This is a genomic window from Novipirellula sp. (assembly GCF_041583735.1).
GTDB lineage: Bacteria > Planctomycetota > Planctomycetia > Pirellulales > Pirellulaceae > Novipirellula.
This window is the reverse complement of sequence record NZ_JBFHFD010000558.1, coordinates 1-5800: the sequence shown is the minus strand read 5'-3', so window position 1 is coordinate 5800 and position 5800 is coordinate 1. Positions and strand designations below refer to the sequence as shown.

General features: G+C 56.4%; 5 protein-coding genes. All 5 read left to right on the top strand.

Going from position 1 to position 5800, the window contains the following annotated elements; genetic code table 11:
* Window positions 1-710, top strand: a 710-nt coding sequence (locus ABX962_RS28210; RefSeq protein WP_372724463.1) for a hypothetical protein, incomplete at its 5' end; no start/stop codon positions are given.
* Window positions 711-789: 79 nt separating this feature from the next.
* Window positions 790-1368 carry a hypothetical protein gene (locus tag ABX962_RS28205; protein ID WP_372724462.1) on the top strand — a complete coding sequence of 193 codons (579 nt, stop codon included), beginning with the start codon at window positions 790-792 and terminating at the stop codon, window positions 1366-1368.
* A 215-nt stretch (window positions 1369-1583) separates the two neighbouring features.
* Entirely contained in the window at window positions 1584-3701 is a 2118-nt protein-coding gene (locus ABX962_RS28200) for a serine/threonine protein kinase (protein WP_372724460.1), read from the top strand.
* Window positions 3698-4423 carry a hypothetical protein gene (locus ABX962_RS28195; protein ID WP_372724458.1) on the top strand — a complete coding sequence of 242 codons (726 nt, stop codon included), beginning with the start codon at window positions 3698-3700 and terminating at the stop codon, window positions 4421-4423. Before ABX962_RS28200 ends, ABX962_RS28195 begins: the two co-directional genes overlap by 4 nt.
* A gap of 70 nt (window positions 4424-4493) precedes the next feature.
* On the top strand, window positions 4494-5501 hold the full coding sequence (locus ABX962_RS28190; RefSeq protein ID WP_372724456.1) for a hypothetical protein: 1008 nt from the start codon (window positions 4494-4496) through the stop codon (window positions 5499-5501).
* Window positions 5502-5800 lie beyond the last annotated feature (299 nt).

The following is a 5800-nucleotide window of genomic DNA, read 5'->3' as shown; positions in this document are numbered from 1 at the left end:
GGTTGCGATCCTCGACATCGGACGCCATGCCATTGGAATGGGAATTGAAACGGGCTCGGCAGATGATTGCCGACTTGAAACCCGAAATTGAACACAATGCCAAGCGAATCGCGTTGGAGAAGGTCGAGGTCGCCCGACTGGAAACTCAAATGAGCGATACGGACCAGCGGTTGGCCAAAACCCAAGCCGATATCGAACGGTTAAGCGAAGATCTTCGCAAGGATTCGCATCTCTATACCTACGGAGGCCGGACTTACACGTCGGCCCAAGTCAAGAACGACTTGAGCAACCGCTTTAGCCGTTTCAAGACCCGCAAGGAGACGGCCGAGAAACTCGAAAAGATGCTCTCGGCTCGCAAATCGTCGCTTCAATCGGCCCATGAGCGAATGGATGCCATGCTGAGTGCAAAACGTCAACTCGAAGTTGAAGTTGAGAACTTACAGGCTCGACTTGCCTCGCTTCGTGTTGCCGAAACCAGCAGCGAACTGGCGTTGGACGACAGCCATCTGTCGAAGACACGTCAATTGCTCGACGAAATTCATGCTCGGATTGATGTCGCCGAGGAAACGATGAAAGTAGATGTCGAGTACTTTGGTGAAATCGATTTGGATGAGCCAAGCGAAGAGAACCTGCTTGACGAAATCACCAGCTACTTTGGCGACGAAGCTCCCTCGACATCGAAGTCCCTGGTCTCGATTCAGCTAGACTAGTTCGAGCGAGAGAGCAAGAGAGAGAGTGTGTGAGGATGGCAGCAATGAAGGTATGCGGCACCGAGAAAGGCTGATGGACGTGTCCGAATCAAAAACCTTAGCAAACTCAAAGCCTGCAGCATTACGCTGGAGGCTTTGGGTCGATGGTTGCGGTGGATTTTTGATCCTGCCAGGCGAACGTTGGACGATTGGTGGCGCCGGGCCGGCGGGCACGAGCGACGTGCGAATCCATTCGGATCTGGCTCGCATCGCGGGAACGCTCTCGCGTCGCGAGGACAGTTATTTTTGGGAATTTGCCGACGCGACGCGACCTGCCGAATTGGTGCTAAGTGGTCATCCGCTGTCGATGACGGGGTCTGCGTCCTTGATTTTTCGGCACCCCAGTCCGCTGAGCCGTTCGGCGGTACTGACGTTGTTGCCGCCACATCGCTTTGCCGGCCATGTGGACGAGGTGATTTTGGCGGATGAAACGCTGTTAATGGGAGCGACGGCCGATTGCCATATCAAAGTGGCTCATTTGGGAAGCGAGAAAGTGGTGATCACCCGTCGCGGCGACCGCTGGTTGGGCAAAGTTGTCGGCGATCCCGAATTGTCGGAGCTGACGGTGGGGCAAAGAATGGAATTGGGGGACGTCGTGATGACGCTCGAGGAAGCATAAAAACGGCGCCCTGATCTGCCGCAGATCGAGCCTTCTATATGCACGAGAGTTCACGAAAGTTACAGAGCAGACCGAAAAACGAGACACAACGCGAGGACGCGAAGCGATGAAACCAGCAAATTCGCCCCCCACTGCTCCGAACGGTGCCGCTCCGAAGAATGCTCCTAAAACCGTGCCATTAAAACAGTCAAGAATTTCATTTGGGAAATCGATTCATGACCACGCTTCTCGGTAAACTAGAGGTCGAATCGAACCACCTACCTGATTCATTGGCAAAGAATCGACGCCAGTTCGAAGAAACCCACGCAAGCCATACGACCACCTCATCGATGTCATTTACTTACCCCTCCGGATCGACGCCTTTGGATCGATACACGATTCGTCGTGGGATCGGGATGGGCGGATTTGGAGAGGTTTATTTCGCGGTCAGCGAGGCGGGCAAAGAGGTGGCGTTGAAACGGATCCAGCGCAATCTGGAAGTGGAACTGCGTGGCGTTTCGCACTGTTTGAACTTGAAGCATCCCAATTTGATCGCGCTTTATGACATTTGTCATGATGATCAAGAACAAGCCTGGGTGGTGATGGAATATGTGGCGGGCCAAAACCTGCGACAGGTGCTCGATCAATCCCCCGACGGACTCGCTGTTCCTGAGGTCCGCCGTTGGTTGTCCGGAATCGCCGCAGGCGTCGACCATTTGCACGGTGCCGGGTTGGTCCATCGCGACCTGAAACCCGGCAATGTCTTTGACGACATGGGAATTGTCAAAGTAGGCGATTACGGATTGAGCAAATTTATCTCGGCATCCCATCGGGGCGGCCACACCGAGAGCGTTGGCACATTTCACTACATGGCACCCGAGATTGGGCGCGGCGAATATGGCCGCGAAATCGATATCTACGCCATCGGGATCATGACCTACGAACTGTTGACCGGCACCGTCCCCTTTGATGGCGAAAGCTGTCACGAGATCATCGTCAAACACATGACGGCCCAACCCGATGTCAGCCTGATTGCCGAACCGTACCGGTCGGTGGTGGCGAAGTGCTTGGAAAAGGACCCTGCGAATCGCTTTCGCTGCGTGCGAGAGATGACCAACGCCCTGGGCATCACGCAAGCGGATGCGGCGGCAATCCCCACCGCTGCGACACAAGCAGACACGCCGGATGCCACCATCTTGGCATCGCTCGCAAACGCAAATGCGGCGGCAGTGACCTCGGCTGCTGTGACCTCGGCCCGCGGCAGCACGTTTTCGGCGTCCCCGTCGATCGATCATGCTGCCGCCGCACGCGACAGTGAACCGCTGGCTCGCGCCGTGCGGGCGAGCGTTTCGGATCTTCAATCTTGGTGGCGAACGCTCGATCGTTCCCCCGGAGCGAAGATTTTCTTGTTGATCGCCGCCACCTTTGTATTGGTCGTCAACACACACTGGCTATTACCGCTGATGTCGATCGTGGGCGTCGTGTACGTGCCCTACTACATCGTGCGTCAAATGGTGCTGCATGTCAGCCAACAACCCAGCTATGCTCAAGCTCAACGCATTGCAACGAGCCCAAGTGGCCCAACCCGCCCGATGACGCGTTCGCAGTGGCGATCCCATATGCGAAACGATTTGCGTGCCAAACGCTCGGTGCACCGCGCTGCTGAATTGAGCACATCATGGATCACTGCAATTTTGACCACGCTGGTGTTGACGATTTGTGCAGGTGTGATCGGGCTTCGCACCGGCGAAGTTGATTCGATCGCAATCGCTCCCTATGGATGGATGGCAGTGGTAGTGATGGGCGCGGCGATCTCGATCTTGGGACTTGGAAAATTGTGGGAGCGAGACGAAGGCGAAAGTCTTCCTCGCCGCATCGTGTTGGCGGGAGTCGGCGGCGGTGTGGGGCTAGTCGCCTACGCCATGAACGGATTCCTGATGCTTCCGATTGACATTGGACTGACGCGTAATATTGATTCCACCACATTGCCGCAGGCTCTGTATACCGATGGCATTCCACGTGCTTCGGCGATGATGGCACACTTTGCGATGCTGTTTGCCCTGCTGCGTTGGTGGCGTCCGGTTGACCCGCTGCGTCGACATCGACTCAGCCTGTGGAGCGTTGCGGTGGCCGTGGTGGGCGAATGGGCGGTCCACCAAGTGCTGCCAATCCCGCAGCCGTTTGGGATGCTGATCGCCGGTGGTATCGCGATCGCGATTCAAATGTCCGCTCCTTGGATCAACCCTCGCGTCAAACCCGAATTGATTCCACGCACTCCATCGCAACCCGCAGTTGCTCGTGCGGCCAACGATCGAATCGCTCAAGAACTCGCCAACGCTCGGGGGTCTGTATGAACGCGTCACCTCATCGCTCGGCTCCATGCCGTTGTCATGTCTTAACGCCATGGGTCGCCGTGTTGATGGTGATCACCGTCGGTCCGATGGTTGCCATGGCCGTGGATGACGTGGCCGAAAAAGTCGAATCCTCACTCGCCGAGTCGAAATCCAGTACCGAGCCCACCCCCGATGCTGAAAGTGCGACCGATGCGGCATTGGCGACCGACACGGCCGCGGAATTGTCAGTCGCTCCGCTGGACCAATTCAGCTATCCCGAGGATCGTCCCGCGTGGTTAAACGAGTTGCCCAAACTCGACGGAGACCTGCAGTCGTGGGTCGTCGTTTCCTCACCGGCGGAAAGCCGCGAGGAGAGCGAGGAGGAACGAAAACGGCTGCAGCGTGCCGCGTTGATCCACTATGTCCAAGGGCAAACCGATGGTGACACCAGTAACGAATATTTGTCAGTCACAGACGAGTGGATTGAAAACAACTTGATCACCGATCGCTACGCGGGCGAAGTGAAACAAGGCGACACCGTCCTTTACGAGAATGCCGCCAAACTGAGCTTTGACAAAGCGATCCAACGTGAGATTGCGGTGGCGTGGAAACGGGTCCAAGTTCGCGACCGTTTGGCTGCCACCGGCGTCTTGGTGGCGGGCGGCCTGTGCTGTCTCGTCTTTAGCTCGTTCCTAACCGGGTTGATTGGCCGCCGGTTCAGCTCTGCCGCGGATCCTCAATGACTCCGCCGTTTCGTTTGCCGTAGAATAGAGAACGGTGCGAAACGAACAGGAACCAACAGGGGTGATTGCGATGCGATGGATTTTGCTGATGATCGTAGGCGGGCTGCCTGCGTGGGGTTGGTCACAAACGTTCGAAGTGATTCAGCCCTCGGGGGTTCGTAGCACGGTGATCGAATTGCAGCGTGATTCGATGCAAATTCTCGACGCATCGGCTGGCCGGTTGATCTATTTTCGTGATCTGCGATTTGATTCGCTCGACGGACAATATGCTGGCTATTTCCACCCTGATCTGAATCGTGTTTTGCGATTCCCTCGCTCCGGCCGAGGTGACATGTGGATGGCCGATTTGGATGACGTGTCGCCTCGTTTTCAACCGATGACGGGCGTGCTGCGTCCAACCGACCCTCGTGCGCTACCTCCCCCCGGATTGAACCAGGGCTTTTTCCCAGGCGGGTTTGGACCAATTCCGTCATTTATGCCGGCACCGTTTGTTCCCGTGCCGCCCGTTTGGAACTCAGGAATAAGTACCACGATTGGCCCGGCTCCGATTTTCGCCTTCCCGCCGATCGATCATCGCCCGCAATCCGTGCTGATTGATTCTCAACTCGTTGCTGGGCCTGCGTTGCCACCGGTCACTATCGGACTTCGCAATGGAGGCCCTAGCGATCTGGTGGTCACGATTGTGAATTTAAAAGACGATTCGAACACAGAGCAGATCAAAATCAGGTCAGGCGAGGTGGTCAACCGTTCGTTTTCACGCAGCCCGGCTGCGGAACGGATTGATACTTACCGCGTTCTCAATGAATTCGGCGATGTGGTGACTCGGCAAAAAACGCTGCCGCTTCCGGCCGAGGTGCTGTATGAGATCGTCGTGCATCAGTGGCAAGTTCAATCGATTGCGATTGACCGCACGGGAAAGAGCCCTAATGTGATCGAGGACATTCATTATCAAGGCAAGGGGCTTGGTCGTTTCCCATTGCCCGCCGGGGTTGAGCTCCAACCCGGGGTGATCGATGTGTATCGAGCCGCGATCAATCAAGGCAATCCGGCGACGGTCGCCCCCATCACCACTCGCTGACAAGGTTGGAAAACCGGCGCTCGCTGGATCGCCGCCGACCCATCTGATTCGTGGCCGTCCAAACTGCTGAGAATGGTTCCGCATTGGAGATGACGGGCTCATCCACCCCAGTGTCCCATTGGACCTGCCCCCTTCCGCAATTACATTGGGTGGGTCCACCCGATCGCGCGCGTTGACAAGCGGTGTGATCAGGGATCCGGCATTGTATTGGGTTGCTCGCCAGTCACGTTCACATTGCATGTTCCATTTCATTGCCCTTAGTGTCGCAGTGCTGATGCTTTTTGTGGCGAGATTTTACT